The sequence below is a fragment of the Streptomyces xinghaiensis S187 genome, from assembly GCF_000220705.2.
Classification (GTDB): domain Bacteria; phylum Actinomycetota; class Actinomycetes; order Streptomycetales; family Streptomycetaceae; genus Streptomyces; species Streptomyces xinghaiensis.
The window spans coordinates 2,701,227-2,727,523 of sequence record NZ_CP023202.1; the positions used below are offsets into that span (position 1 = coordinate 2,701,227).

At 73.2% G+C, this 26,297-nt stretch carries 20 protein-coding genes and 1 pseudogene; 6 read left to right on the forward strand and 15 right to left on the reverse strand.

What is annotated here, in order from left to right:
- Nucleotides 1–293: 293 nt before the first annotated feature.
- On the reverse strand, nt 294–1,577 hold the full coding sequence (locus SXIN_RS11470; protein WP_019710399.1) for an acylneuraminate cytidylyltransferase: 1,284 nt from the start codon (nt 1,575–1,577) through the stop codon (nt 294–296).
- Nucleotides 1,578–1,723: 146 nt separating this feature from the next.
- A complete protein-coding gene (locus SXIN_RS11475) occupies nt 1,724–3,130 on the reverse strand; it encodes a DUF6716 putative glycosyltransferase (RefSeq protein WP_095756946.1) in 1,407 nt (468 codons plus the stop codon).
- 187 nt (nt 3,131–3,317) lie between these two features.
- Here SXIN_RS11475 and SXIN_RS11480 point away from each other — a divergent pair, with 187 nt between their 5' ends.
- The 3 genes from SXIN_RS11480 to SXIN_RS11490 are packed head-to-tail and all read left to right on the forward strand — an operon-like array spanning nt 3,318 to nt 7,142.
- Nucleotides 3,318–4,301 carry a glycosyltransferase family 2 protein gene (locus SXIN_RS11480; RefSeq protein ID WP_019710400.1) on the forward strand — a complete coding sequence of 328 codons (984 nt, stop codon included), beginning with the start codon at nt 3,318–3,320 and terminating at the stop codon, nt 4,299–4,301.
- Nucleotides 4,301–5,857 (forward strand): polysialyltransferase family glycosyltransferase, encoded by a 1,557-nt coding sequence (locus SXIN_RS11485; RefSeq protein WP_238153734.1) that lies wholly within the window; start codon nt 4,301–4,303, stop codon nt 5,855–5,857. The genes SXIN_RS11480 and SXIN_RS11485 overlap by 1 nt, the downstream gene beginning before the upstream one ends.
- A 10-nt stretch (nt 5,858–5,867) precedes the next feature.
- Nucleotides 5,868–7,142: an acyltransferase family protein gene (locus SXIN_RS11490; RefSeq protein WP_095756947.1), complete on the forward strand. Its 1,275-nt coding sequence runs from the start codon at nt 5,868–5,870 to the stop codon at nt 7,140–7,142.
- A gap of 888 nt (nt 7,143–8,030) precedes the next feature.
- Here SXIN_RS11490 and SXIN_RS11495 read toward each other — a convergent pair.
- From SXIN_RS11495 to SXIN_RS11505, 3 genes are all read right to left on the reverse strand, one after another.
- A complete protein-coding gene (locus tag SXIN_RS11495; RefSeq protein WP_095756948.1) occupies nt 8,031–9,380 on the reverse strand; it encodes an HNH endonuclease signature motif containing protein in 1,350 nt (449 codons plus the stop codon).
- A gap of 1,039 nt (nt 9,381–10,419) precedes the next feature.
- Nucleotides 10,420–10,704, reverse strand: a complete 285-nt coding sequence (locus tag SXIN_RS11500; RefSeq protein WP_019710403.1) for a glutaredoxin domain-containing protein — start codon at nt 10,702–10,704, stop codon at nt 10,420–10,422.
- 71 nt (nt 10,705–10,775) lie between these two features.
- Complete coding sequence (locus tag SXIN_RS11505) at nt 10,776–11,054, reverse strand: helix-turn-helix domain-containing protein (RefSeq protein ID WP_039822702.1); 279 nt, start codon at nt 11,052–11,054, stop codon at nt 10,776–10,778.
- Nucleotides 11,055–11,187: 133 nt separating this feature from the next.
- Between SXIN_RS11505 and map the strand changes: the two genes are divergently transcribed.
- The gene (gene map / locus SXIN_RS11510; RefSeq protein WP_039822705.1) at nt 11,188–11,955 is read left to right on the forward strand and encodes a type I methionyl aminopeptidase; all 768 of its coding nucleotides are present in this window, start codon (nt 11,188–11,190) and stop codon (nt 11,953–11,955) included.
- 301 nt (nt 11,956–12,256) lie between these two features.
- Here map and SXIN_RS11515 read toward each other — a convergent pair whose 3' ends face one another.
- The 3 genes from SXIN_RS11515 to SXIN_RS11530 form a co-directional block, all read right to left on the reverse strand.
- On the reverse strand, nt 12,257–12,940 hold the full coding sequence (locus tag SXIN_RS11515) for a GNAT family N-acetyltransferase (RefSeq protein ID WP_019710406.1): 684 nt from the start codon (nt 12,938–12,940) through the stop codon (nt 12,257–12,259).
- 283 nt (nt 12,941–13,223) lie between these two features.
- Nucleotides 13,224–14,669, reverse strand: coding sequence for a GntP family permease (locus SXIN_RS11525; RefSeq protein ID WP_019710407.1), 1,446 nt, complete (start codon nt 14,667–14,669; stop codon nt 13,224–13,226).
- Complete coding sequence (locus SXIN_RS11530) at nt 14,656–15,234, reverse strand: gluconokinase (protein WP_019710408.1); 579 nt, start codon at nt 15,232–15,234, stop codon at nt 14,656–14,658. Before SXIN_RS11530 ends, SXIN_RS11525 begins: the two co-directional genes overlap by 14 nt.
- A gap of 441 nt (nt 15,235–15,675) precedes the next feature.
- Here SXIN_RS11530 and SXIN_RS11535 point away from each other — a divergent pair, with 441 nt between their 5' ends.
- On the forward strand, nt 15,676–16,380 hold the full coding sequence (locus SXIN_RS11535) for a FadR/GntR family transcriptional regulator (protein WP_019710409.1): 705 nt from the start codon (nt 15,676–15,678) through the stop codon (nt 16,378–16,380).
- A 51-nt stretch (nt 16,381–16,431) separates the two neighbouring features.
- Here SXIN_RS11535 and leuE read toward each other — a convergent pair.
- From leuE to SXIN_RS11575, 7 genes and pseudogenes are all read right to left on the reverse strand, one after another.
- Nucleotides 16,432–17,198: pseudogene (leuE, locus tag SXIN_RS32115) on the reverse strand (leucine efflux protein LeuE).
- Nucleotides 17,199–17,481: 283 nt separating this feature from the next.
- Nucleotides 17,482–19,080 (reverse strand): acyl-CoA mutase large subunit family protein, encoded by a 1,599-nt coding sequence (locus tag SXIN_RS11550; RefSeq protein ID WP_019710411.1) that lies wholly within the window; start codon nt 19,078–19,080, stop codon nt 17,482–17,484.
- Nucleotides 19,081–19,919: 839 nt separating this feature from the next.
- Nucleotides 19,920–21,437, reverse strand: a complete 1,518-nt coding sequence (locus tag SXIN_RS11555; RefSeq protein ID WP_095756950.1) for a hypothetical protein — start codon at nt 21,435–21,437, stop codon at nt 19,920–19,922.
- Nucleotides 21,437–22,132, reverse strand: coding sequence for an RNA polymerase sigma factor (locus tag SXIN_RS11560; protein WP_238153735.1), 696 nt, complete (start codon nt 22,130–22,132; stop codon nt 21,437–21,439). Before SXIN_RS11560 ends, SXIN_RS11555 begins: the two co-directional genes overlap by 1 nt.
- A 442-nt stretch (nt 22,133–22,574) precedes the next feature.
- A complete protein-coding gene (locus SXIN_RS11565) occupies nt 22,575–23,909 on the reverse strand; it encodes a hypothetical protein (RefSeq protein WP_157916279.1) in 1,335 nt (444 codons plus the stop codon).
- Nucleotides 23,906–24,544, reverse strand: coding sequence for an RNA polymerase sigma factor (locus SXIN_RS11570; protein ID WP_039820152.1), 639 nt, complete (start codon nt 24,542–24,544; stop codon nt 23,906–23,908). Before SXIN_RS11570 ends, SXIN_RS11565 begins: the two co-directional genes overlap by 4 nt.
- Nucleotides 24,545–24,639: 95 nt before the next feature.
- A complete protein-coding gene (locus SXIN_RS11575) occupies nt 24,640–25,155 on the reverse strand; it encodes a hypothetical protein (RefSeq protein WP_019707075.1) in 516 nt (171 codons plus the stop codon).
- Between the two features lie 441 nt (nt 25,156–25,596).
- Here SXIN_RS11575 and SXIN_RS11580 point away from each other — a divergent pair, with 441 nt between their 5' ends.
- On the forward strand, nt 25,597–26,256 hold the full coding sequence (locus SXIN_RS11580; RefSeq protein ID WP_019706673.1) for an HhH-GPD-type base excision DNA repair protein: 660 nt from the start codon (nt 25,597–25,599) through the stop codon (nt 26,254–26,256).
- Nucleotides 26,257–26,297 lie beyond the last annotated feature (41 nt).

Here is a 26,297-nt window from a genome sequence, read left to right on the forward strand (position 1 = left end):
TTCGCGGGGTTCGCGGTGTTCCGGGGTGCTCCGGAACGTTGGGAGTTCCGGGGTGCGGGCCCCGGGCGGGCGACCGGTCCGGGCCGGTCGGACCGGGTCGGATCGGGTCGGGTCTGCGGGGACGTGCTGTCGGGTCGGTCCGGGTGGTGGGGCTGTGCGGGTGGGGCGGTGGATCCGGGTGGATCCGGGTGGAGCGGGTGGCCGGTGCGGGGCCCCGGCGGTCGGTGCGGTCGGTGCGGTCGGTGGTCGGGGCGGGCGTCGGGACCGGTGTCGGCAGCCGGTTTCGTGTGCGGTCAGAGCGAGGGGCCGAGGACCCACCCGGCGATCTCGCGGATCGCGCCGTCGCCGCCGCGGGTGGTCGTCACCGCGCGGGCGGCGCCGCGCACGATGTCGTGGGCGTCGGCGACGGCCACGGGCCAGCCGACGAGGCCGAAGCAGGGCAGGTCGTTCACGTCGTTGCCGACGTAGAGCACGCGTTCGGGCGAGATGCCCTCCTCCTCGCACCACTGCTTGAGCGCGAGGTCCTTCCGGTCGATGCCGTGGAGCACGGGGACCCGCAGCTTGCGGGCCCGGGCGGCGACGACCGGGTTCTGCTCCGTGGACAGGATCAGCAGCTTCAGCCCGCCGGAGCGGCGGAGCGCCGCGATGCCGAGGCCGTCGCCGCGGTGCACGGCGACCATCTCCCGTCCGTCGGAGTCGACGTACACCCTGTCGTCGGTCTGGGTGCCGTCGAAGTCGAGTACCACCGCGTCGACGTCGTCGCGGGTGGGGAGCGCCCGGGGCCGGGTCGCCGCGTCCCCGCCGGAGCCCGAGGGGGCGTCCAGCAGCGGCGCGAGAGCGCGGGCGCGGGCCAGGTCGTGCGGGTCGTCGATCTCCAGGACCCGGGCCGGGTCGGTGTGCACGGGCACGGTGCGGCCGAAGAAGCGGTGGCCCGCCTCGCGGAAGCCCGCGGCGTCCATGGCGTACGCGGCACCGGTCTCCAGGAAGTCCTGGGGGCGGTCCTGGCGGCGCGGGCGGTACGCCTTGTCGTGGTTGACGCCCAGCCCGTCGACGCCGTCCGCGCCACCGGAGGTCTCGCGCCAGACGAAGCCGTGGAACGGCGCGACGGTCAGCGCGCTGTCGGCGCCGTCCTCGGCCACCGCCGCGGCCACCCCGTCGATGTCCGAGCGGAGCAGGAACGGGCTGGTGCACTGCACGAGCAGGACGACGTCCGTGCTGCCGCCGTGCCGGGCCTCGTGGGCGTCCATGGCATGCAGCACGGCGGCCTCGCTGGTGGCGGTGTCTCCCGCGATGCCGGCCGGTCGGCGCACCACTTCGGCCCCGGCGCCGAGCGCCGCCGCGGCGATGGCGTCGTCGTCGGTGGAGACGACGACGTCCGTGACGAGCCGGCTCGCCAGGCACTCCCGGACGGCGCGCACGACCAGCGGCACGCCCCCGACCGGTGCGAGGTTCTTGGCTGGCACGCCCTTCGACCCGCCCCGCGCGGGGATGACGGCCAGTACGGACCGCCGGTCGTTCCCGGGGCGGCTCGCGGGCCGGCCCGCGGCCTCTGCGGCCTCTGTTCCGGCCTGCGGCATGGTGGCTCCTTCGGAGGGCCCTGGGGCCCCGGTCTGCCCGCTCCGGTGCGACGGCTGCCGCCGTTCCCCGGGAGCGGATACGGGTGGGGGTGCGGGTTCGGACGGCGCGGACGGGGCCGGGCCGGCGGCCGCGTCCCGGCGGCCGCTCACAGCTCCCCCAGCCGTCGGATGACGGGGGCCACGCGCTGCACTCCGTGGCGGTAGGCGCCGCGCGCCGCGTCCCGCACGGCACCCCGGACGACGTGCCGGACCCCGCGGGCGGCCGTGTCCTCGCCGGCGCCGGCGCCGGTCGGCTCGCCGCGGACGTCCAGGCCGTAGCGCGCGAGGATGCCGGGCAGGTATCCGGGTGCGGTGAAGGTGGTGTAGTACGGCGCGATGGGCGGCAGGGCGGGCCCGGCCAGCAGCTCGGCGATCCGCTCGCGGGCGGCGTCGAAGGCGTGTTCGTAGTGGCCGTCGGCGGCCACCCCCTGCCGCGCGAGCCAGGAGCGGTCCGGCTCCGGCCGGTGCCCGGCGTCGAGTTCGTCCCAGGAGGCCAGGCAGCCGGAGCCCAGGAAGTGGTGGTTGCCGAGCGCCTCGCGGATGCCGAGATCGGTGAGGACGGCCGTCGGGATCCCCCGGTGCAGGGACTCCAGGGCGGCGGTGGAGCTGACCGTGACCAGCAGGTCCGTGCGGTCCAGCACCTCGCCCATGTGCCCGTAGACCAGGCGGCAGTTGGCGGGCAGGCCGCCCGGCAGCCTGGCCACCAGCTTCTGGTACGGCAGTTCCTCGATGTGCGTGGTGTGCTCGCCGGGCTTGCTGCGCAGCTTGATCAGCACCTCGCGGTCCGGGTGCAGCCGCGCGTGCCCGGCGGCCCGGCGCAGCAGGTAGTCGCGGCCCGCGCGGTTGTCCGGTACGGAGGGCTGGACGGCGAAGCACACGGTGTGGGGGCGCTCCCCCGCGGCCGGCTCCCGGTAGGGCTCGCCGCCGAGGAACGGCAGGGCCGCCTCGACGACGCTCCGCGTACCGGCGCGCACACCGGCGTAGACGGCGCGGAAACGTTCCGCGTCGTGCCGGGAGTTGGCGAGGACCACATCGGCGCCGTGCCGCAGCAGCAGACCGTCGGCCAGCTTCTCGTAGACGACACCCACATAGCCGGTGACCACGACGGGGCGCCTGCGGGGCGGCTCCCCCATGGCGCCGCCGTCCGCCGCACCGCCGGCCGTCCCGCCACCGTCCGTCCCGCCACCGTCCGCCGCACCGCCGGCCGTGGCGCGGGCCAGACCGTGCAGCATCGCCTGGACGGCGCCGCCGACGCACGCCAGGACGACCACGTCGTACGGCTCGCGGGTGACCGCGCGGAGGAACCCGGCGGTGGTCACCTCGCGGAGAGAGTCCGCGCGGACTCCCACCTCGTCGAGCTGACGGGCGGTCGGCGTGGCTCGTCCGCGCAGGAGAAAACCGTCGAGCCGGTGTTCCGGCGCGATGCGGTGCGCGGTGAGCGCGCCCCATTTCCATCGCGTATCGGAATCGGCGAGTACGGCGACCCGCGGACGATGACTGGTACTGGCTGGCACATCGAAAACGCTAGGAAGCCTTTTCGTTTCCCGGCCCAACGCCATCTCAACAAAGGGTTAACAAGAAGTCGCCGGAAGGCGAATCGGCCTGCGCATAAGTCGAGTTAACCGTTCCGCCATGCTTCGTTCACCAGAATTCCCACCCCTGGACAAGACGAATGACCGGCCTCCGCCTAACGTCGCCCGAGTGGTCAAGCTCTCCGTCATCGTGCCCTTTTACAACGTCCAGGCGTTCGCACCCGACGCGCTCAGAAGTCTGCACGCCAACGCACGGCAGGATTTCGAATTCATCCTCGTCGACGACTGCTCGACGGATGGAACACCGGAAATCCTGGCCCGCGCCGAGCGTGAACTCCCGGGCGCCGTGGTGCTCCGGCACGAGAAGAACAGCGGGCTCGCGACCGCACGCAACACCGGCATCGACGCGGCCCGCGGCGAGTACCTGACCTTTCTCGACGGCGACGACTGGCTCGCCCCCGACCACTACGGTGAACTCGTCGCCGCCATCGAGGACCTCGGCTGCGACTTCGTCCGCACCGACCACGTGGAGAACACCGGCCGGAGCCGCTCGCTCCGCCGGGTGCCGCACGGTCCGCGCCAGGTCGTCATGAACCCGCGCGACGCCATCCTGCCCCCGGAGCGCTCCACCTCCGTGGACTACGCCTACGCATGGGCGGGCATCTACCACCGGCGGCTCGCGGACAACGGCGTACTGCGCTTCCTGGACGGTCTGCGCACCGCCGAGGACCGGCCGTGGATCTGGCGGCTGCACCGGGAGGCGGAGTCCTTCGCGGTCGTCGGCCTGCACGGCGTCTTCTACCGGCGCGGCGTCGCCTCGTCCCTGACCCAGATCGGGGACGTACGGCAGCTCGACTTCATCCGTGCGCTGGACCAGGTCATCGAGGAGACCTCACGGGACCCGGACGCGGACCGGCTGCTCCCCAAGGCGGTACGGACGTACTGCGCGATCATCGCCCACCATCTCGGCAACATGGAGAGGTTTGAACCGGCCGTGGCACGTAAGTTGCGCTCGATGAGCGCCGCAGCCCTGCGGCGCATGCCGCAGGACGTCCTCAAGGACGCCCTCGACTCGATGGACCTGCGGCGCGGCTCGCGGCTCCGGCGGCTGCGCCGGCGGGCCGCCCTCTCCGGCCCGGAGGTGGCGGCCTGATGCCCGGCCCCGCCGACCGCGGCACCGAGCGCGACACCGACCGCGATACCGACCGCGTCAAGACCCCGGGTGGCGCCGACGCCGGTCCCGGCCGGGAAGCCGGACCGGGAGCCGGCCGCGGCCGCACACAGATCTTCGTCGCCTCCACCCTCTACGGCGCCGCGACCCTCGCCGCCGCGCTCGACGCCGGCTGCTTCCGGCCGAGCGGCCGCCGGCTGCTGCTCGTCAGCAACAACGCCGCCACACCGGAGACCGCGCCCCCGCTCGACACCATGCCCGGCTTCCGCCCCCTGCGGTCCCGCTTCGACCGGGTGCTGTCCTGGAACGACACCATCAGCCCCTACCACCCCAGTGGCTGGGCCCCGCGCCCCGACGACGTACCGCTGTGGGAGCGGCAGTTGCGGCTGCTGTGGGAGCTGGGCGACGACGACGTGGAGGTCGTGGTCGAGTCGATCCAGGTGAACCCGGCGCTGGCGCTGGCACAACTGTTCCCGGACGCCGCCGTCGACGTGTACGCCGACGGGCTGATGAGCTACGGGCCCACCCGCAACAAGATCGACGCGCTCGTCGGCGCCCGTATCCGCCGGCTGCTCCACCTGGACCTGGTGCCGGGCCTGCGACCGCTGCTGCTCACCGAGTTCGGCGTCGAACAGCGGATCATCCCCACCGCTGCCTTCACCTCCGTACTCGCCGAGGTGACCGCCGCCGTGGACGACGACGTGCTGGGCGTAAGCGCCTCCCGCGCCTCCACCGGTGCGGCCTCCTCCGGTACCGCTTCCGGCGGGAGGGCCGGGGCGGCCGACGCGCCGGCCCTGCTGCTGGGGCAGTACCTCTCCGCGCTCGGCATCCTCACCGCCGAGGAGGAGGAACGGCTCCATGTGCGGATGCTGCGCGGGGTCGCCGCGCTCGGCCACCACCACGTCGTCTTCAAACCGCACCCCACCGCGCCCGCACGCTGGTCGCGGATGCTGGAGAAGGAAGCCGGTGAACTCGGTCTCGAACTCACCGTCCTGGACACCCCGGTGCTCGCCGAGGTGCTCTACGAGCGCATGCGGCCCGCGCTCGTCGTCGGCTGCTTCTCCACCGCGCTGCTGACGGCCGCCGCCTTCTACCGGCTGCCGGTCGCCCGTACGGGGACGGAACTTCTGCTGGAGCGGCTCAGCCCGTACCAGAACAGCAACCGGGTGCCCGTCACCATCGTCGACGCCCTTCTGCCCGACCTGGACGCCGACAGCGCCGTACTCCGCGGTGCCACCACGCCCGCGCTGCTGCGCTCGGGCGAACAACTGACCGATCTGGTCACGGCCGTCGGCTACGCCATGCAGGCACAGCTCCATCCCGGGCTGAGGCCGGCGGCGGAACGCTATCTCCGCGACCACCTGGACGGTTACACCTGGCGTTACTTCAAGCGCCGCCGCCTGACCTCGCTCGGACTGCCCGGCGCGGTCCCGTCCCAGCTCGCCTTCCTGCCGCGCAACCCGGCGGTCCGGCGGGCCGTCCGGCGGGCGCGCACGGTGCAGCGCCGGATCGCCCGCAAGCGAGGCGGAACCCGGTGACGGGGTTCCCATGACGGGCGCCGGCAGCGACACCGTGCGGACGGCGCCGCCGCTGACCGGGGCATCATCCGCGGCGGCGGTGCCGAATGCGCCGGGCGAGTCCGACGTGAGGTCCGACGCCCCGAGCACGCCGGCCGGGCCGGGCACGTCGGACGCCTCCTCCCGTGCGGCCGCGCTGCCCGGCGCGGGGCCGGAGAGCGGCGGGGCCGGCGCACGCGGACGGCCGCAGCCCCGGCTGCGCGCCCTGGACGGACTGCGGCTCGTCGCCGCCCTGATGGTCGCCTGCTACCACTACGGCGGACGGGACGGCGACATCGGCCGGGCCTGGGGCACCTCACCCGCCGACCAATTCCCCACCGCCTCACAGGGCTTCGCGTACGGCAGTCTGGGCGTGCAGATCTTCTTCGTCATCAGCGGCTTCGTGATCTGCATGAGCGGCTGGGGGCGGCCGCTGCGCTCCTTCTTCGCCTCCCGCGTCGCCCGGCTCTACCCGGCCTACTGGGTGGCGGTCGTGCTCGTCACCCTGGTCTTCGCGCTGCCGTGGGTGGCGTACGACGCCGTCTCGCCCAGCGACGCACTGGTCAACATGACGATGCTGCAGGAGCCGGTGGGTGCCGAACGGGTCCTGGGCGTGGACTGGACGCTCTGGGTGGAACTGCGGTTCTACGTCCTCTTCGCGCTGTTCGTGGTGGTGCCCGGCGCGACGAGAGGGCGCGTCCTGGTGTTCTGCGCCGCCTGGACGCTGGCGGCGGCGATGGCCGAAGCGAGTGGGGAACCACTGCCGGCCGTCGTCCTGATGCCGGAGCACTCCGCCTTCTTCATCGGCGGCATCGGGCTGTTCCTGCTGTACCGGGACCGGCGCGACGCGGTCGCCTGGGGTGTCGTGGGCATCAGCTGGCTGATCGGCCAGAAGTACGCCGTGGACAACCTCTGGCACCCCGCGGACGTGCCGGCCTTCTCGTACCGGTCGTCGCTGGTCATCATTCTGATCGTCACGGCCGGCTTCGTGGCGGTCGGCCTCGTCGCGCTGGGACACCTCCGCTGGGCGAACTGGAGATGGCTCACCGTCGCGGGCGCGCTGACCTATCCGTTCTATCTGGTGCACGAACACCTGGGCTGGGTCACGGTCCAACTGCTGCACCGGACGTGGGGAGTGCCATCAGCCGTGACGTTCGCCGGAACGCTCACCGGGATGCTGATGCTGGCGTGGCTGCTGCACCGCTGGGTGGAACGGCCGTTGACGCCGTGGATGCGGCGGATGCTGGCGGACACGCGCCAACGATAGGTGCACCGGTACAGCGGCAGGAGGCCACAGGCCAGGGGCGGCGACGGGAGACGCGAGCCGGGACGGGCAGGGACGGACGGGCAGGGACGGACGGGCAGGGTCCCGTCGGGTACCGGTCACGGGCTGGAGGCAAGGTCACGGAGACTGCGCCCGGCAAGGCCATCCCTCACAGGGACCGATCCGGCCAACGATCCGGAGACCGGTCTCGGTCGGGGCGCCGGACGGGGACGGTTCGGTGGCTTCGGAAGGGGAGGGTACGGCGGCGCCGGAAGGGGACGGTGCGGTGCCTCGGATGCGTCGCGGGCTGTCCGGCCCGGTGGGTGGTTGGGGTTACGGCGCCGGGTGGGCGGCGCGTTGGTGGTGGCTGGTGCGTCGCGGGCCGACGGGTGTCGTTTGGGTGGGGGTTACGGCATCCGTGCTGGGGGCGGCCCCGTGGTCGGTCGTCTATCCGGTGCTGTGCGCGCCCGGGGTCGTGTTTGAAAAGCATGGCGTGGCTGGTGCCGGTGGGGGTGCGCGGAAGCACACGCGCGCCTGGGCTTCTCGACTTCCCGTTCGTCGTGGCGGGCTGTCGGTGGTGACGGTCGTGGCGGGTAGCGGCGCGACGGGCTCGTTTCTCTCCTCTTGACGGTTACCTCTTGCCCGTCACCTCTAGCCTCTCGCCGGTTGCTGGTTGCTGGTCGGTGGGGGCTGTGGACGGCTCGTGCCCGTGGAGGCCGAGGTGCCTGCCGTCGCCGGTACGCGTCGACGCCGAGGGCCGTGCCCCCTGCCAGGTGTTGCCCGCCCGGTGGCCGCGCAGGGTGGGCGTCAGGTTCTGGTTTCGGGCAGGGGTGTGGGCCCCTCCGCGTGGTGGCGAAGGGGCTGGCGCCGGTGGCTCCCGAGGGGCGGCGGCTACGTGATGTGGGCGAGGGGCTGGGGTGGGTTGGTGTAGGTGTGGCCCGTCGGTGCGGTCCAGGTGACTTCGCCGGTGTCGGGGTTGCGCTGCACCTGCCATGCGGTGCGGTGTTTCAGCAGGTGGTGGCGTCGGCACAGCGGCATCAGATTGTCCGGCTCCGTCGCCCCACCCGCTTGCGGGTTCTCGTGGTTGAAGGGCTGGATGTGGTCCAGGTCGCAGCGGTGGGCGGGCATCTGGCAGGAGGGGAAGGTACAGGTCATGTCGCGGGCGGTGACGTGGCGTTGGGTCTCGGCGGTGGGCTTGTAGGTGGTCGGATCGGTCTTGACCAGCAGCCCGGTCTTCGGGTGGGTGATCAGACGCCGCCAGATCGTGCCCGGAGCGAAAGCCACCTCCCGCACCTGCCCAGCACTGATCGGCCCGTAGCCCTTGAGCTGTCCGGGCTCCTCATCCGCCCCGATCAACGTGTCGAGGGACACCGTCACCTGCACCACCGCCGCCGACCGGCCACCCGCAGTTGCCTCTCCGGCGGGGCGGTTGACGACCAGGTCATACAGAGCGTCCACCCGCTTCTGGTTCAGCGTGCGCCCGTCATCGCCGAACGTGGCGGCGTGCGCATCGACGGCAGCATCCAACTGCGCGGCTTGCGGGGTGGGGAGGAACGCGGTCCAGGTGGCCATACCGTCCTCGGTCGCGCGGTGCCAGATCGTGCGGTCCTCCCGCCGCCGGCGATGCCGCACCTCCGCCCCCAGCGGATCCGCCTGCAGCACCGCCCGGTTCAACGCCCGCCGAGTCTGGCCGACGACTGGCCCGGCATCTTGGGCAGCACCATGCCTCCACCCGCCGGCGGCCTCCGGGTCGAGGGTGCCGGTGACCTCCGTCACCGCCTTCGCCTGCAGATAACAGATCTCCCCGCGCTCCAACAGGCCGACGGTGGTGGGGAAACGGCCCTCCAGGGCGGTGGCGACCGCCAGACGCTCCGCGGCCGTGTTCCCCGATAGCTTCAACGCACAGGCAACATCCTCACAGGCGAAGTCCCAGTCATAGTCCGCCCAGCCCATCCCATCCGGCCTCGCATCCAGAGCATCCGCCTCGATATCCGCCAGCAGACCCACCTGCTGCGCCTGAATCCAGGAGGTGTGCCGCTCCCAGGCCTTCAAAGCATCGATCCGCCCAGTCGTGGAAAGCTGACCGCGCTCCAACAGGCCGAGCATCGCCGCCGTCTGCGGACCCGGCACAGCCGACGCCAGATGCGCGGCCCACTCATCCGCCGTCACCGGCTCTCCCCGCGGGCCGGTGGTGTCCCCGGTCGTGGCCGTGTCGTCGTGGTCGAGCAGCGTGGCCTGCATGACATTCCCCCCGTCCGAATCACCCGCGTGAACTCCCGCCCTCACGCAGCGAGTTCCTACCCCCTATTTTCCGTCACGGACGGTGATGAATCCAGGTCCAGGACACGGAACCACCCGAACGAGTGAGCGAAAGCGGACCCGGGAACTCCACCCATGGCCCACACCGAACACCAGCAACGCCACCCACCACCACGGCCCTGCGACCCAGCTCGCCACGACGGCGGAGCAGCCCGACACCCCCACCGCGCCCGCTCCCGGCTTCCGCGACCCCCGACCGGGCACCACGTCACCGCCGACGCCCCACCCAGGTCATCCCCGATGCCCCACCCAGGTCATCGCTGACGCCCCACCCACAACCGGACCTCACCGCCGGACCGCCCCCGGAAGAACCTCGCCAGCCCGACCCCAGCGGCAGCCGACACCGCCCGCAGCAGCCACACCGCCACCCACCCGCGACCGCCACCACCGACAGCCCGCCACGACGAACGGGAAGCCGAGAAGCCCAGGCGCGCGTGTGCCCCCGCAACCACCCACCGGCACCAGCCACGCCATGCTTTTCAAGACGACCCCGGGCGCGCACGGCACCGGATAGACGACCGACCACGGGGCCACCCCCGACACGGATGCCGTAACCCCCACCACAACGACATCCGTCGGCCCGCGACGCACCCGCCACCACCACCGCGCCGCCCACCCGGCGCCGTAACCCCAACCCCCCACCGGGCCGCAACTCACGCCTCGGCAGCAGCCGCCACTCGTCGACCCGCCGACCCAGCACCCCGCACACCACCCCGCCGACCCGACCCGCCGCGCCCCCACCGCACCGAAGGCCGGCCGTTCCCGGCCCGTGTCTCGCACCGACGGACCCTGCCACGGATCCACCGGTCCACCGATCCACCGATCCACCGACCGGCCGTGCGCCAACCGCACACCGAACTCGGACCGCACTTGGACCAACCTCGCGCCGACCGCACACCCACCTCGCACCCACCTCGCACCGGCGGCGCGTCAGCCGCGAGCCCGCCGGCCCGGGGCCCGCCTACGTCAGCAAGTGCGGGGCGTGCGTCTCGACGGCCTGCATCAACTGCCGCTTCGACGGGTTGATCAGTGGATGGCCTGCCACGGTCACCGTTGGCACGGTTTCGTTCCCGTTCGCCACCGAGCGGACGAAGGCCGCGGCTTCCTCGTCCCGCCAGATGTTCACTTCGGTATACCGGAGCCGCGCGAAGCGCAGGCGCAGGCGCAGCTTCATGCAGAACGGGCAGCCCGGCCGCCAGTAGACGACCACACCCTCGCCCGCCCTCTCGCCCACTTCCTGATCCACGCCCTCGCCTACTCCCTGATCCATACCCTCGCCAGCTCCCTCATCCCCACCCTCACCCTCACCCTGCCGCCTCATGCGGACAACGCTCGTTCCTGCTCACTGCCCGCGTCCTCCGCGCAGGACGCGGCCAACTCGTCAAGGGACAGCCCCAGCACTCCGGCCAGTGCCGCCACCGTGAAGAAGGCCGGTGTCGGGGCCCGGCCGGTCTCGATCTTCCGCAGCGTCTCCGCCGAGACCCCGGCCGCCGCGGCGACCTCCACCATGCTGCGGTCGCCACGGGCCAGGCGCAGCAACGCACCGAACCGTTCACCGCGCTGCCATTCCCACGGACTCAGAGGAGTTCTCACCATGCCGTGATACTAATACCGGTATAAGAATTGGACGACGGCGCCGCGTCGTGCCATGCCGCGCCGTGCCCACCGCTACGGGTGCGCTCGGCCGTACGACCGGCGCCGACGGCATGGAGACGGAGTGTCCCAGGACATGGTGGAGATCAAGACCGATACGGCGCTGGAAGCGATGCGGGAAGCCGGGCGCGTCGTGGCCCACGCGCTCGCCGCCGCCCGGGACGCGGCGGGCGTGGGGGTGTCACTGCGCGAACTCGACGAGGCGGCCCGCGCCGTGCTGTCCGAAGCCGGGGCGCGCTCTCCCTTCCTCGGCTATCGGCCGTCCTTCGCGCCCACCCCGTTTCCGGCGGTGATCTGCACCTCCGTCAACGAGGCCGTCGTCCACGGAATCCCCACCGATGACAGGCTCCGGGACGGCGATCTGGTGAGTATCGACTGCGGGGCGGAGCTGGACGGCTGGACGGGGGATGCCGCCATCAGCTTCACCGTCGGCACGCCCCGGCCGGCCGATCTGGAGCTGATCGGGGCCACCGAGAAAGCGCTCGCCGCGGGGATCGCCGCGGCGGTAACCGGCCGGCGGATCGGTGACATCTCCCACGCCATCCAGTCCGTCGCGCTGGCGGCCCGCTGCGGTATGCCCCGGGACTTCGGCGGGCACGGCATCGGCCGGCGCATGCACGAGGACCCGCACGTCCCCAACCGCGGTCGTCCCGGACGGGGTTTCCCGCTGCGCCACGGCCTGGTGCTGGCCCTGGAGCCGATGTTCATGGCGGGCGGGGGCGACGACTACCGGACCGAACCGGACGGCTGGACGCTGTCCACCACGGACGGCAGCCGGGCGGCCCATGTCGAGCACACCGTCGCGATCACGGAGGACGGCCCCCGTGTCCTGACCCTGCCCTGACACCGGCCCGGCTCCGCTCTCGGCCTTCCGCGCGCCCCCTTGGCTCACCACGGCGCCGCGCGTCGCGTGCCGCCCCCTCGGGTGCCCCGGTCACCTGTTCGGTGGCGCGACCGCTCTCGTCCCGGTCTCCTCCCGCTCTCCTCCCGGTGTCTCCTCCCGGGCCACCCGAGTGGCCAGCTTCTCAAGGGAGATGTCGGTCGAAGGTCGCGGGCCCGCAGGAGCCGCGCCGGGGAGGAAGCGCTACGGGGCCGGCGCGGTCCCCGGCCTTCACGACCGCTTCGGCGGCAGGGGCCGCGGCCCCTCATCCCGTCCCGGTGAAAGGTACGGACTCCCGGGGCAGGCCGAGGAGTTCACGGCACGGTTCCAGGCCGTGGATCTCCACCGGAACGGTGCGGTGGGCCTCCCAGCCGGCACGGTCCAGACGCATCCGGCACAGGGTCCGGGCCTCCCCCCGTACCGCCAGCACCGTCTCGCCGTCCGGGCGGTAGCCGCATTTCCGGGACACGGCGATCGACCGCGGGTTGTCCGTCATGGCTGCCGTGGTCATGGCGCGGGCACCCAGCCCCTCGAAAGCCAGGTGCAGCACAGCGGCACGCATCTCGGTGCCGATGCCCTTGCCCTGGTGCGCCATGCCGAGCCAGGAGCCGGTCTCGCCCTCGCGCGTCACGGCGAAGTCGCTGGTCACCATGTCCTGCCGGCCGACGACTCGGCCGTCGCGGAGCACCGCGAGACTCAGCGTCCACTTGTCGGGGCTCCACTCCGCCACGGTGCGCAGCACGTGCTGGAAGGTGGAGCGGCCGCGCTCCTCGGGGGTTCCGTCCGTCCACGGGAAGGAGAACGGCATCTCCGCCGGGTCGTGCACCCCGTCCGCCGCTACGGCGGCCAGCGCGTCCAGCAACGCGATGTCCGGGACGCGCAGTTCCAGGCGCGGGGTGGTGATGCGCAGTCCGTAGAGCGGCCAGTAGTGCGAGTCGCGCGTTTCCATGACGGAATCCTGCCGGACGCACAAGGGCCCGTCGAAGGCATTACGGGAGGGCCGGGCCGGCCCGGAGGCAGGGCCCGGGGCTCGGCCGGGCGCCGCAGCCCGCCGGCCCCGCCGAGCCACCGGCTCACCGGGACCGGCGGGGCCACCGGGCTCACTGGCCCGGCCGGACTGACAGGTCTGCCGGGTCCAACCGGACTGACAGGACTCACCGGGCTGGCCGGGCTGACCGGACTGCCCGGGCTGACCGGACTGCCCGGGCTGACCGGGCTGACAGAACCTCCCGTCAGACGACCATCCAGAAACCCAGCGCGATCACGAAGGCCGACAGGCCGAGCGTGGTCTCCATCACCGTCCAGGTCTTCAGCGTCGTCTTCTCGTCCATCCCGAAGAAGCGGCTGACCAGCCAGAAGCCGGAGTCGTTCACATGCGACAGCACCGTCGCGCCCGCCGCGATGGCGATCACTATGAGCGCGGTCCGGAAGTCCCCGAGACCGGCTTCGGCGACCGCGCCGGCGATGAGACCGGCGGTGGTGGTCAGGGCGACCGTCGCCGAACCCTGCGCCACTCGCAGCAGGGTGGCTATGACGAACGCCTGGACGATCAGCGAGATACCGAGATCGGCGAGGGAGCCGCTCAGCGCGTCACCGATGCCGCTGAGCCGCAGGACGCCGCCGAACATGCCGCCGGCGCCGGTGATCAGGATGATGGAGCAGATCGGCCCCAGGGCGTCGTCGAGGATCTTGGTGACCTCGGTCATCCGGGCCCGGGGCCGGCCGAGGACGGCGATCGCGACGAGCACGGTGATCAGCAGGGCCACCGGGGTGTGCCCGAGGAGGCTGAGGAACGCGGCCCAGCTCTCGCCCTCCTCCAGAACTCCGGTGACGGTGAGGGTGTCGAGGACGGTGTCGAAGGAGATCAGGACGAGCGGCACCAGCAGGAGCAGCAGGACGGTGCGGAAGGACGGCGGCTTCCGGTCCATCCGCGCCGCCGCACCGGAGCCGGCGCCGTCTCCGGTCTCCTCCTCGCCGTCGCGCGCTCCCTGCCCGCGCCCGTCGTTGACCTCACCGAACAGCGCGACGGGCACGGAGACGTCGATGCGCGCCCCGAGATAGCGGGAGACCAGCAGGACACCGACGTACCAGGACGCCACGGCGACCGGGATGCCGACGAGCAGGATGACGCCGACGCTGCCGCCGAGCGCCTCGGCCGCGGCGACGGGGCCCGGGTGCGGCGGGACGATCGCGTGCATGGCCGCGAAGGCGCCCGCGGCGGGGAGCGCGTACAGCAGCAGGGAGCCGCCGAAGCGCCGGGCCACGGTGAGGATGATCGGCAGGAAGACGACCAGACCGGCGTCGAAGAAGATCGGGAACCCGAACAGCAGGGCGGCGACGCCGAGGGCGAGTGGGGCCCGTTTCTCCCCGAACCGGCCGATCAGGGTGTCGGCGAGCACCTGTGCTCCGCCGGTGACCTCCATCAGCCGTCCCAGCATCACGCCGAAGGCGACGAGCAGGGCCACCGAACCCAGCGTGCTGGAGAAGCCGAACATCATGGCGGCGGGGATGCCCGTGAGCGGGAAACCGACGACCAGGGCCGTCAGAACGCTCACCAGGACGAGCGCCACGAAGGCGTGCAGCTTCACCTTCATGATCAGGAACAGCAGCAGGGCGACGGCTCCCGCCGCTATGAGCAGCAGGGTGGCCGTGCCGTAGGCCGGGTCAATCGCTTCCATGAGAACGCTCCATTGGATTCTCCGGTGTCTCCGTGGGGAGGGTGGGGGGAACGGGTGGTGCGGGCAGGGCGCGGAGGGACGCGGCCGCGCGGGCGGTGATCTCCTCCGGCTCCGCGGTGACGGACACCGTGACGCCCTGCTCGTCCTCCCGCAGCGGTTCGAGCGCGGCGAACTGGGAGTCCAGCAGGGCCCCGGGCATGAAGTGGCCCCGGCGCTGTTCGAGCCGCTGCGCGATCAGGTCGCGGTCGCCCGCGAGATGGAGGAAGAAGAGTCCGGGCGCGGCGGCGCGCAGCCGGTCGCGGTAGGCCCGTTTGAGGGCGGAGCAGCTGACGACCCCGCCCTTGCCGGTACGGCCGTGCGCCCAGGCACCGATGGCGTCGAGCCAGGGTTCGCGGTCCCGGTCGTCGAGCGGGATGCCGACGCTCATCTTCTCGATGTTGGCCGGGGGGTGGAAGTCGTCCGCCTCGGCGTACGGGACGCCGAGCTCGTCCGCCAGGAGCCGGCCGACGGTCGTCTTGCCCGTGCCGGACACACCCATGACGACCACGACGTGGGGGGTGGGCATCACTACCTCGCTGTCTCTGCCGGTTGATCGGTGGCGGTCGGTGGCGGTCGGTGGCGGTCGGTGGCGGTCGTGACGGTCGTGACGGTCGAGTCGGACACCGGTATCGGCCGTCTCGCCGGCCGTCCCGGCCCTGCGGCCGACGCCGTCGGTCGTCAGCCGTCGGCCGTCAGCCGTCAGCCGTCAGCCGCCACCGGATCGCGCCTGTCCGCCATCCCTGCCCGGCGACACGGTGCCGCAGTACTGCCGGGCAGCCGCGGTCCGGTGCCGGGGAGGGATCCGCGGACCGCTTCCGTCGTCCGGCGCCGCAGCACACTCAAGCCCATATGTATGACGTATTCAAGAGTTCGTCATCTAAAAGACATACTTAACTTGGGAGCGCCGCCGAGCCGTAGGCTTGCTTCCACTCGGTGGAGTGATCCGGACACGGGGAGACGCAGACGCATGACCAGCGGCCAGGAGCGGGGACTGCACGCGAAGCTGCTGGCGACGCTCGGCCCCGCGATCGCGTCGGGTGAGTACCCGCCGGGAACGGTGCTGCGCACGGACGAGCTCGAACAGCGCTTCGACGTCTCGCGGACCGTCGTCCGGGAGGCGGTACGCGTCCTGGAGTCGATGCGGCTGGTGGAGTCCCGGCGCCGGGTGGGGGTCACCGTGCGGCCCACGGAGGAGTGGAACGTCTTCGATCCCCAGGTGATCCGCTGGCGGCTGGCAGGCACCGACCGGCCGCGGCAGCTCCGTTCGCTGACCGTGCTGCGCTCGGCGGTCGAACCCGTCGCGGCCGGACTGGCCGCCCGGCTGGCGACGGCCGAGCAGTGCGCGGAGCTCACCGGGCACGCGCTGGGCATGGTGGCGACCTCGCGCGGCGGGCAGCTGGAGTCCTATCTGGTGCACGACGTGGCATTCCACCGCGTCGTGCTGCGGGCCTCGGGCAATGAGATGTTCGCCAAGCTGGGCGACGTCGTGGCCGAGGTGCTGACCGGCCGCACACAGCACCGGGTGATGTTCAGCGACCCCGACCCGGCCGCCGTCACCCTGCACGTCCAGGTCGCGGAGGCGGTACGGGCCCGGGACGAGGAACGCGCGGAGCGGCTGACCCGGGAGATCACGGTCGGTGCCATGGCCGAACTGGATGTGCTGGCGCCGTAGTTCGCGCCGCCCGAGTCCGATCCCGGCCCCGAGCCCGAACCCGGGGCCGCTTCAGCCCGCGGCGCTGCTGAGGGACAGCTTCACCGCGAAGCCCAGGAAGAGCGCGCCGGCGGCCGAGGTGACACCGGCGGAGAGCCGGCTGCGGCTGCGGAACCGTTCGGCGATCCGGCTGCCGCCCAGGATCAGGGTGGTGAGGTACAGGAAGCTGAAGAGGGTGCAGAAGGTGCCGAGCAGCAGGAACGACAGCGCGGGATGGGCATAGCCCGGGTCCACGAACTGCACGAAGAAGGAGACGAAGAACAGGATCGCCTTCGGGTTGAGGAGACTGATCACCAGCGCCCGGCGGAAGGGCCGCTCGGCCGGGGCGGCGGTGCCGGTCGCGGTGCCGTCATCCGTGCTGGTGCCGGTGCCTGCGGTGGCGATACCGGCAGCGCCGGTCGCGGTGCCGGTCGCGGTGCCGGTCGCCACGGCCGCCGGGCTCCCCGGGGCGTCCCCGTCCCGTCCCGTCCCTGCCGCTTCCGCCACATCCCGGCGGCGGCGCGCAGCATGCCGACCGCCAGCCACGTCAGATAGCCGGCGCCCGCGTACTTCACGATGCTGTAGAGCAGGGCGTTGGCCTGGAGCAGCGAGGCGACACCGGCGGCGGACAGCAGCATGAGCACCGCGTCCCCGCAGAAGACCCCGCCCGCCGCCGCATAGCCGCGCCGCACCCCGCGGCGTGCGGCGACCGACAGCACGTACAGGCTGTTGGGCCCCGGCAGCAGGATGATCAGCGCAAGTCCGACCAGATAGGTCGGAAGATCGGTGACTCCCAGCATGGGCGGAGTTTCGCACACAAAGACGGTTGTGTGTCAGGCGGGTCCCGGGGACCGGACGCCATCGCGGGGCGGCCCGCCGAACGCCCGGGCCCCGGCCCGGAGCCGGGCCGTGACGCAACGGGGACATGCCCCGGCCCGACACGACACGACCGGAACACGGCTCGGCCGGGGCCGTCCCCCTCGCCCGGCGGGACGGCCCCGGCCGCGTCGTGTCGTGCTGGGCTGGGCTGTGCTGGCCTGTGCTGGCCTGTGCTGGCCTGTGCTGTGTCGAGTCGCAGCGGGATCAGAACGCGTCCGTGGGGACGTACGCCCCCCAGACCTCCCGCAGCGTGTTGCAGACCTCGCCGACCGTGGCCTTCGCCGCCAGCGCCTTCTTCATCGGGTAGAGGACGTTGTCCGTGCCCTCGGCCGCGGCCCGCATCTCGGCCAGCGCCGCGTCCACCGCGTCCTGGTCGCGCTCCGCCCGCAGCTTGGCGAGCCGCTCGGCCTGCTGCGCCTCGATGGCCGGGTCCACACGGAGCGGCTCGTACGGCTCCTCCTCGTCGAGCTGGAAGCGGTTGACGCCGACGACGACCCGTTCGCCGCTGTCCGTCTCCTGCGCGATGCGGTACGCGCTGCGCTCGATCTCGCTCTTCTGGAAGCCGCGCTCGATGGCGTTGACCGCGCCGCCCATGTCCTCGACCTTCCGCATCAGCTCCAGGGCCGCGGCCTCGACCTCGTCGGTCATCGACTCCACCACGTAGCTGCCGGCGAACGGGTCGACGGTGTACGTCACATCCGTCTCGTAGGCCAGGACCTGCTGGGTGCGGAGCGCCAGCCGCGCCGACTTGTCGGTCGGCAGGGCGATGGCCTCGTCGAAGGAGTTGGTGTGCAGCGACTGGGTGCCGCCGAGCACGGCGCCCAGGCCCTGCACGGCGACGCGGACCAGGTTCACCTCGGGCTGCTGCGCGGTGAGCTGCACCCCGGCGGTCTGGGTGTGGAAGCGCAGCATCAGCGACTTGGGGTTCTTGGCGCCGAACTCCTCCTTCATCACCCGCGCCCAGATCCGGCGCGCGGCGCGGAACTTGGCGACCTCCTCCAGGATGGTCGTCCGGGCGACGAAGAAGAACGACAGCCGGGGCGCGAAGTCGTCCACGTCCATGCCGGCCGCCACGGCCGTGCGGACGTACTCGATGCCGTCGGCCAGGGTGAACGCGATCTCCTGCGCGGGCGAGGCCCCGGCCTCGGCCATGTGGTAGCCGGAGATCGAGATGGTGTTCCACTTCGGGATCTCGGCCTTGCAGTACTTGAAGATGTCCGCGATCAGCCGCAGGGAGGGCTTGGGCGGGAAGATGTACGTGCCGCGGGCGATGTACTCCTTGAGCACGTCGTTCTGGATGGTGCCCGTGAGCTTGTCCGCCGGGACGCCCTGCTCCTCGCCGACGAGCTGGTAGAGCAGGAGCAGCAGCGCGCCGGGGGCGTTGATCGTCATCGACGTGGACACCTTGTCCAGCGGGATGCCGCCGAACAGGATCCGCATGTCCTCGATCGAGTCGATGGCGACACCGACCTTGCCGACCTCACCGCTCGCGATGGGGGCGTCGCTGTCGTGACCCATCTGGGTCGGCAGGTCGAAGGCGACCGACAGGCCCATGGTGCCGTTGGCGATCAGCTGCTTGTAACGGGCGTTGGACTCGACGGCGGTGCCGAAGCCCGCGTACTGGCGCATCGTCCAGGGGCGCCCGGTGTACATCGTGGGGTAGACACCGCGGGTGAAGGGGTACGAGCCGGGCTCGCCGAGCCTCTCGTCCGCGTCCCAGTCCTTGAGCGAGTCCGGCCCGTAGACCGGCTCGATGGGCAGCCCGGACTCGGTCATTCGCTTCTTGCCGGACTCGCGCGCCATGTTCGCCTTGCCTCCTGTAGAGCGGGTGGGGTGCCGCCGCCCGGTACTCACCGGTAGTCGGTTGGGTCCGCCACGGACTGTAGCGGCGCGGCGCACGTGCCGTGGAGGCCCGCACGCTGGGACGTTGCTCACAGAGACCAGCATGGGCTCATCCGTGCGGCGACGCAGGCGGAGCGGAGGGCCCGGGCGGAGCGGACGGGACGGGTGGACAGGGCCGGGACGGGTGGACAAGGCCGGGACGGGTGGACAAGGCCGGGCCGACGGCGGCCACGGGGCCCTCGCTCGCCCGCCTCGCCGGCCCGCCGTCCCGGGGTGGCCCGGCGCGCCTTCGTATCCGTTCGAGCCGGTGCGTTCGCACTGCTCCGGGCCGGGTTGCCGGGCCGCGACCCGTGGACCCAGCGGGATGGGCACATCTTTTCGGCGGCAGGTGTGACGTTTTTCGAGCGGGGGGCGCAGTTAGAAGTGAGCCGACTGGTCATCGGCGGCACGTGAGCCCGGGTTCCCCCCGTACCTGAGGCTCCGTGCATGGCGCGGGCGGGGCACGTTCCCCCGGCCCTGCCCGCGCCCTCTCTTCTTCTCTTTCTTTTCGCCTCTTCTTCCCGGGCTCCGCGGGCCCCTCTCTTCTCCGCGGGCTGCCGGACAGCCCGGTCCCGACGGTCGTCGCCCCGGCTCCCGTATCCGCCGCGGCGCAGTCGGTCGCCCCGCACGCCCGGCGCAGGGGTGACCGGCGGGAGCCGGGGTGAAGGTGAAGGTAACGGTGACGGAGCACCGGAGGCCGCGGGGCGGCGGCCTCCGGGGACAGGGGGCGGGGGCCGCCGGTGGGGATCCGCGTCCGGTCTCTAACCGGCGTCGGGGGTAGCCGCTGCCGTGGGGGCTCCGTGCGGCGTGCCGGACGGTGAAGGGTCCGACGGCTCGGCGGGAGAGGTCGTCGGGGACGAAGCCCGGGAGCCGGCCGGGGCGTCGTCCCGTTCCGTCACCGGCCCGTTCGAGGAACGGCCGTTTGCAGAGCCGCCGTTCGCAGAGCGGCTGTTGGCACGGCTGTTCCCCTGGTTGCTCTCCTGGCCGGCCGGCGGCGCGATTCCCCGCGTTTTGCCCTGCCCGTTCGACTGGCTGCTCGCCGTACCGGCGACCGGGCCGCTCGTCTGCTTGTTCCCCTGACCGCTCGCCCGGCTGTCCCGGTGGCCCCCACGGCTGCGGTCGTCACGGCTGCGGTCATCGCGGGCCGGACGGTCATCGCGGGCCGGACGGTCATCGCGGGCCGGATGGTCATCGCGGCCGGCGCGGGACCTGTCGCGCAGGGTCCGGGGCCGGTCCGTGGTGTCCCCGCGGTCGCCGGCCCTGTCTCCGCCGTCGTGGCCGCTGCCGGGGGCCGGCGGATTTCCGGTGGCGGGGCCGGCACCGGTGTACGGGTCGGCCTGGGAGCCGGAGCCCGGCACCGCGCCCGAGCCCCCGGGATCCGTCCCCTTGCCGGAGCGCGGGTCCGAGCCGGAGCCTCCGCGGGAGCCCTCGGCATCGTTGTCGTCCGTGGTGTTCAGCAGCCGCGCGCAGTAGTCGCCCGCCGCCGCGGGTCCGCCCGCGGCGGCTTCGAGCCGTTCGCGGGTCTTCCCGTCGAGTGTGTCCGCCGTGTACTTCCGGCAGAGCACGATCGCGGCCCCGCGGGTCCTCTCGTCGCCGAAGCCGGGGTGGCCGGGTATGCCGTCCAGCGTGCCGCCCTCGCCGTCGGCGGGCCGGTCCTGTTCGCCGCCCAGGCCCTTCGTGCCGCCGTGGCCTCCGGTGCCGGGGCTCTTCTCGCCGTGCTCGTTGGGTTCGTGGCCGTCGCCGGGCGACTCGCCGTCCGTACCGCCCGCGCCGTGTCCGGGGGTGGAGGGGTCGCTGCCGGTGCCGGGAGCGCTGCCGGTCGGCCCCGGCTCGACGGAGTGGTTGAACGGTGTCGGGAGCACCCCCGTGCCGGCGGCGACCGCGACCCCTCCCAGGGCGCAGCCCGCGAGCGCCGCGGCGATGCCCGCGCGCAGCGGCCGCCCCAGGGAGGTCCGGCGGCCCCCTCCGGCGGTGGTGCGGGGCAGACGGAACAGGAAGCGGCCCCGGGGTCCGGGTCCCGCGCCGTGCGCGTGCGCGCCGGGGGCCGTTTCGCGGAAGGCGGCCAGGACGACGGCCTCCGAGAGGAAAGCGCCCTCCTCGTCCGTGCCGGCCGGCAGCCGGGCCGGGTCCGCCACGCACTGGAGGGCGGCCGAGAGTCTTCGGGCCCGCTCCCGCGCCGGGCCGTCAGCGGCCCCGGCGCCCGGCACGTCGAGGGGCTCGCCGCGCAGCAACCGCTCCGCGGCGTCCTCGTCGAGCCAGCTGTAGCGGTCGTCGGCCATCACATGTCCTTCTGCGTCCGCACATACGTTTCCGTCACACCGGCCGCCGCCGTATCACTCCTCGGGCCGCGCTGCGGAGGCACGCCGTCCAGTCCGCCCTGGCGTGCGGTGCGCTCGCCGACGGCAGGGAGGCCGTCGGCGGCCGCCGTCTCGTCGAGGAGTTCGGCGAGCCGCCGCAGGCCCCGGTGGGCGGCCGTGCGCACCGCGCCGGCGCGCTTGCCCAGCACATGGGCCGCGCTCTTCGCGTCCAGCCCCACGACGACCCGCAGCACCACGGCCTCGGCCTGGTCCTGCGGGAGCTGGGCGATGAGCCGGAGCGTGCGGCCGGTGCCGAGGGCTTCCAGGGCCTCGGAGGCGGTGTCGGCGTCGGCCGCGCGGTCCGCCAGTTCGGTCTCGTCGCCGCTGACGGCGGGGCGCCGGCCGCGCATCCGGATGTGGTCGAGCGCCCGGTTGCGCGCGATGCGCGCGGCCCAGCCCCGGAAGCGGTCCGCGTCGCCGCTGAACCGGCCCAGGTCACGCGCTATCTGCAGCCAGGCCTCGGATGTCACGTCCTCCGAGTCGGGCTCGCCGACCAGTGTCCGGACATAGCCCAGCAACCGCGGGTGCACGGCGCGGTAGACAGCACGGAAGGCGGTCTCGCTTCCGTCCTGTGCCGCGTGCACTGCGGCGGTCAGCTCCGCGTCGTCCCCCAGCACGCTTTCATCCTGCCTGACTATTTCCGGACTTCCGACATCAGGCCCCGGAGATACGGCTCCGTGAACCCGCCGGACGTTCCGGTGGCGGTACGGCCCTGCCGGGCCGCAGGTCATGTCGCGGAAGTGCCCCGGCGAGTGCCACTCCCATGAACGCTACGGGTAGTTGCGCGTTCCAGTCCACGGCCGGGTTCCATGGACGGGATCGCGCCACGGGCCGCGGGCGGCCGGCCCGGCGGTGGGGCCGGGCGGGCCGGGCCGGACGGCACTGTGACACAAATCGCTCGTCCGGCGCTGAAGGGAGTACGGACCCCGACGGGTCCTCCAGAACGACGGCCGGGGTCTCTCCTGTGGGGGGTGGCGACCCCGGTCGTCCTCTTTTCCGGGGTGCCGCGGTCCCTGCCGCGCCCCGTCCCGCGACGGGTGGTGGCCGGGGGCCTGCCGCTCACGCATCACCGCCACCGCGTGCGGGTGCGCCGCCGTCCCCGGGCTCTCCCGGGCCGCCCCGGTCCCGGCGGCGGGGAGGGCCCGTCCGCCGGCCGGCCCTTCTCTCGCGGGCTTCGGCGGCGGTACCGGACCTGTCCGCGTTGCCGGCCCGGAGGAGGTCCGCGTCGCCGTCGGCTTCCTGGGCGCCACCGGCATGGCCACGCTCGCGCGCGTTCGCGCCTCCGTTCGCGTTGCCGCCCCCGTTCGCGTTCGCGCCTCCGTTCGCGTTGCCGCCGCCGTTGGCATTGCCGCCGCCGTTTCCGTTCCCGTTGCCGTTCCCGCCGCCGTTCGCGTTGCCGTTGGAACCACCGGCCGCGTTGCCGCGGGAGGTGCCGCTCGTGGTGTCGTTGGCGTTGCCGCCGCTGTTGGCGTTGCTTCCCGCGTTCTCGCCGCCGCCGCTGTTGGCATTGCCCGTGCCGCCGCTGTTGGCATCGTTGCCACCGCTGTTCGCGTTGTTCCCCCCGCTGTTCGCGTTGTTGCCACCGCTGTTGGCGTTGCCGGTGCCGCCGCTGTTGGCGTTGTTGCCACCGCTGTTCGCGTTGCCGTTCCCGGCGCTGTCACCGGCCGGCCCGTCCTCCGCACCGCCGGTTGCACCGGGGCCGGTGAGCCAGTCGCAGTAGTCGCCCACCCGGTTCTCGCCACCCGCCGCCGCGGCGAGCCGTTCCCGGGCCTCCGGGCTCAGCTGTTCACCGGTGCCCTTGCCGCTGCCGCCGCCGTTCGCCTTGCCGTACGTCCGGCACAGCTTCCGCAGGGCCTTCGCGTCCTTCTCCGCGGCGCCGTCGTCGCGGCGGTCCCGGCCGTCGGGGTGGGAGCCGTCCGGCCCGCCCGGTCCCGGCTGCCCCGGGCTCTCCGTGCCGTCCCCTCCGGGGCGGGAGCCGTCGGGCTCGTCCCCGGAGACGAACGGCACCGGGAGGACTCCGGTGCCGGCGGCCACCGCCACGCCGCCGAGCATGAGCCCGGCCACGACGCCGCCGGCCACCGCCTTCGCCCGGCGGTGCCGCGCCCACAGGCCGGCCAGTCCGCGCTGCCGCCCCGGCCGCCAGTCGTCCTGCGGGCGCGGCTCCGTAGCGGCCGCCCCCGGGACACGGGCGGCACGGAAGGCCGCCAGGGCGGCCTCCTCGTGGATCCGGGCGCGTTCCGGATCACCCGCGATCGGACGGGCCGCCGCCGCCAGCAGCCGGTCGAGCTCGGAGCCGGCGGCGCCTCCCGCGACACCCGAGGGCTCACGGTTCAGCAAACGCTCCGCCTTCTTCCGGTTCACGCCGCTCCCGTCGGGGTCTCGGTGCCCGCTCATTCCACTTCCCCAAGCGTCCGGGAGGCGGGAGTCGTCACGGACCGGCCCCCCGCCGGCGCCCGGTCCGCGAGTTGCCCTGCCAGCCTCTTGAGCCCCCGGTACGAGGCGGTGCGGACCGCGCCACTGCGTTTGCCCAGCACACGGGCGGTCGCCGGGCCGTCGAGGCCGACGACCACCCGGAGCAGCACCGCCTCGGCCTGGTCCCGCGGCAGTTCGGCGACCATCGCCAGGGCCTCCTCGGTCGACAGGGTCTCCAGTGCCTCCCGTTCGGTGTCCTGACGGCCCGGCAGCTCCAGCACGTCCTGCTCCAGCAGGGCGGTGCGCGGACGGCTGCGCTGCCGGCGCAGATGGTCCAGGGCGCGGTGCCGGGCGATGGTCGCCGTCCAGCCGCGGAAACCGTCGCCGTTGCCGCGGAAGCGGCCGAGGTCCCGGGCGATCTCCAGCCACGCCTCGGCGGTCACGTCCTCGGCGTCGTCGCCGACCAGGCCCCGTACGTAGCCGAGCAGCCTCGGCTGAACCAGCCGGTAGAGCAGGGTGAATGCCTCCTCATCGCCGTTCTGGGCGCGTTCGACGGCTTCCCCGAGCCCTCCGTCGTCACCCTGCTGCGTACGTCGGCGCTCCCCACGCTTGCCCACGCTGTCCTCTTCGTCCGCCGCTGTCACGCATCCGGGCACTGGCCCGCCCTCTTGTCACGCGGGCCGGACTGCTGATTCACCCGGAGGTGACATCCTCACGCCCCGGCGGCCTCGATGCCGAGCTTTTCCAGGACTTCGTGGAAGAGCTTCTCGACATCCGGGTCCGGTTCCGCGCTCAGGACATCGGCCAGGCGCCGGGAGTCCACCGTACGCCCGGCCGCCGCGGCCCACCCCGCGGCATGGGCGGCGGCGCCCGCCGGGGAGGGGAAGACGTCGTCCAGCACGATCTCGTTCTCGCCGACATGCCGGGCCAGCGCGGTCCGTCCCAGGCAGGCCGTCCAGGAGCCGCGGACCGGGCCGGCGCCCTCCAGAACGGCGCAGTCGCCGTCCATGACGTACGCCAGCAGGGTCGGGGCGCCGGTCTCCCTCGCCAGGGCGCCGGCCACGTCGTCGAGGTCGCCCAGCCCCGGCTCGCTCGGGTGCTGCCACAACTGCCAGCCGTCGGCGAAGGTCTCGGCCAGTTCCAGCCGTTCCCGGCCGGGCGCGAGTGTGGAGCACTCCGCCAGTTCGCGGTCACTCCTGCCGACGACTAAGTAACCCCAGAAACCCATCGTGATCTCCCTCCGTGGCGGCCCGTCCACCGGCACCAGCGCAAGCCGAGTGGCAAACGTCACACCGGCCCCCGGGCGCGGACGCTGTGACGTTCCGCGGACACGCAGCGCTGAACGGGTAGGACGGCGCCGGTGATTCGGGTGTGGTGCCGCACGGCGCCACCCGCGGCGGCGCCGGCCGCGGCCACCGGGCGGCCGGAACGCCGGGCCGCCGGGCGGATTCCGCCCGGCGGGCGTGCGGACGCCGTGACGGTTTGCGGAACCGGGGCTCACCCTCCGGTACCGCGCACGCCGGTCCGCCCCTCACAGGGGAGGGGGCGGACCGGCGTTCCCACTCCGCCGTGCCCGGGGAGCCCGGACGGCCGCCGGCCCCGTGCCGCTCGGGCCGCCGGGCGGGCGTGTCGGCGGGCGGCCGGCGGCCCGCGGCCGGACGATGACCGGATGGACGACATCACCCTGCGCATCGCCCAGCAGCCGGAGGCCGACGCCCTGCTCGCCCGCAGCCCGCTGGCCGTGCTGGTCGGCACGCTGCTCGACCAGCAGGTCCCGATGGAGTGGGCGTTCACCGGCCCGTACACGATCGCGCGGCGCATGGGGGGCGACGACCTGGACGCGCGCGAGATCGCCGCCCGTGACCCGGAGTCCTTCGCGGCGCTGCTCTCGGAGAAGCCGGCGGTGCACCGCTACCCCGGTTCGATGGCCAAGCGCGTGCAGGAGCTGTGCCGCCATCTGGTCGAGCACTACGACGGGGACGCGGCGGCGGTGTGGCGCGACGCCGGGAGCGGGGCCGAGCTGCTCCGGCGGCTGGAGGAACTGCCCGGGTACGGCAGGCAGAAGTCCCAGATCTTCGTCGCGCTGCTCGGCAAGCGGTACGGGGTGCGGCCGGAGGGGTGGCGGGAGGCGGCGGGCCCGTACGGCGAGGAGGGCGCCCGCCGGTCGGCCGCGGACGTCACCGGGCCCGGGTCACTGGCCGAGGTCCGGGCCGTCAAACAGGAGACCAAGCGCGCCGCGAAGGCCGCCAAGTCGGCGAAGGCCACCGGCACCGGCGGCACCGGGCCCGGCACGCCGGACAGGACGGTCAGGCGCCCCCGGCAGCCCTGAGGCCCCGGCCCGGACAACCCGCCCCGGCAGGCACCCGGCCC

Coding starts and splice junctions, on each gene's coding strand:
- SXIN_RS11470 (WP_019710399.1), bottom strand. CDS start 1,577: ATGCCGCAGGCCGGAACAGAGGCCGCAGAGGCCGCGGGCCGGCCCGCG.
- SXIN_RS11485 (WP_238153734.1), top strand. CDS start 4,301: ATGCCCGGCCCCGCCGACCGCGGCACCGAGCGCGACACCGACCGCGAT.
- SXIN_RS11490 (WP_095756947.1), top strand. CDS start 5,868: ATGACGGGCGCCGGCAGCGACACCGTGCGGACGGCGCCGCCGCTGACC.
- SXIN_RS11495 (WP_095756948.1), bottom strand. CDS start 9,380: ATGCAGGCCACGCTGCTCGACCACGACGACACGGCCACGACCGGGGAC.
- SXIN_RS11505 (WP_039822702.1), bottom strand. CDS start 11,054: ATGGTGAGAACTCCTCTGAGTCCGTGGGAATGGCAGCGCGGTGAACGG.
- map (WP_039822705.1), top strand. CDS start 11,188: ATGGTGGAGATCAAGACCGATACGGCGCTGGAAGCGATGCGGGAAGCC.
- SXIN_RS11515 (WP_019710406.1), bottom strand. CDS start 12,940: ATGGAAACGCGCGACTCGCACTACTGGCCGCTCTACGGACTGCGCATC.
- SXIN_RS11525 (WP_019710407.1), bottom strand. CDS start 14,669: ATGGAAGCGATTGACCCGGCCTACGGCACGGCCACCCTGCTGCTCATA.
- SXIN_RS11530 (WP_019710408.1), bottom strand. CDS start 15,234: ATGCCCACCCCCCACGTCGTGGTCGTCATGGGTGTGTCCGGCACGGGC.
- SXIN_RS11535 (WP_019710409.1), top strand. CDS start 15,676: ATGACCAGCGGCCAGGAGCGGGGACTGCACGCGAAGCTGCTGGCGACG.
- SXIN_RS11550 (WP_019710411.1), bottom strand. CDS start 19,080: ATGGCGCGCGAGTCCGGCAAGAAGCGAATGACCGAGTCCGGGCTGCCC.
- SXIN_RS11555 (WP_095756950.1), bottom strand. CDS start 21,437: ATGGCCGACGACCGCTACAGCTGGCTCGACGAGGACGCCGCGGAGCGG.
- SXIN_RS11565 (WP_157916279.1), bottom strand. CDS start 23,909: ATGAGCGGGCACCGAGACCCCGACGGGAGCGGCGTGAACCGGAAGAAG.
- SXIN_RS11575 (WP_019707075.1), bottom strand. CDS start 25,155: ATGGGTTTCTGGGGTTACTTAGTCGTCGGCAGGAGTGACCGCGAACTG.
- SXIN_RS11580 (WP_019706673.1), top strand. CDS start 25,597: ATGGACGACATCACCCTGCGCATCGCCCAGCAGCCGGAGGCCGACGCC.